Source organism: Methylobacterium sp. J-072, from assembly GCF_022829425.1.
Lineage (GTDB): Bacteria > Pseudomonadota > Alphaproteobacteria > Rhizobiales > Beijerinckiaceae > Methylobacterium.
Genome location: NZ_JAKSYK010000040.1, coordinates 1 through 958, shown reverse-complemented (window position 1 = coordinate 958; position 958 = coordinate 1). Strand labels below are relative to the sequence as shown.

Genomic DNA, 958 nt, shown 5'->3' with positions numbered 1-958 from the left:
CCTAGCACTACTTTGGCAGATTGAGGGAACGCTGGAGGTTTTTGCGGATTCGCCTGCCACGGCCATGAGCGTGGGTGCTCGCGATGTCAGGTGCTGGCGGATGGCGTGAGGATCTGGACCGGTGGCTGCAGCCGTTCCTTGCGGGACTGTCGCATCCGGCGCGTCGGGCTATGTGCCCGCTCTACGTGAGCGGTCTGATCGGCTTGGGTGACCGCAAGAGCGTCCAGCCGATGGCGGCGCGGGCCGAGGGTGTGCCCTATGATCGGCTGCACCACTTCATCGCCGCCGGGATCTGGGATGAGGCTCCGCTTCAGCGGGCTCTTCTCGGCGAGGCCGATCGCCTCGTCGGTGGTGCGGATGCGATCTTGGTCATCGACGACATCGCTCTGCCGAAGAAGGGCAACCGCTCGGTTGGGGTCGCACCGCAATACGCCACGACGCTGGGCAAGACCGCCAACTGCCAGACACTGGTGTCGCTCACGTTGGCGCGTGGCGAAGTGCCCGTAGCAGTCGGCTTGGCGCTGTTCCTGCCCGAGACCTGGACGGGCGACCCGGATCGGATGGTATCGGCCGGCGTACCCGATGGCCTACGCGCGGCCCGCACCAAACTGGAGATCGCGGTTGCGGAGATCGACCGGGTTCGGGAGGCTGGCGTGCGCTTCGGCTGCGTGCTGGCCGATGCAGGGTATGGGTCCGCCCCGTTCCGGCAAGCCCTGAGCGCGCGTGGCCTGAGTTGGGCTGTCGGGATCTCAGGACGCAACAAGGTCTACCCGGCCGACGTGACGATGATCTTCCCCGTCGCGGGGCGGGGGCGGCCGCGCAAGCGTCATGTGCCGGATCAGGTCTCGATCGCGGCGGAGACGATCCTGGCAGACATGAGCGGCCGATTGGTGACCTGGCGGCGCGGCACCAAAGGCCGGCTGCGGGCTCGCTTCTGTGCGCTGCGCGTCCGGATGGC

Annotated in this window: 1 protein-coding gene; it reads left to right on the top strand. The window is 67.6% G+C overall.

What is annotated here, in order from left to right; all coding sequences use genetic code 11:
- Positions 1-83 precede the first annotated feature (83 nt).
- The coding region (locus MKK67_RS03870; protein WP_243962324.1) for an IS701 family transposase at positions 84-958 on the top strand (875 nt) is incomplete at its 3' end.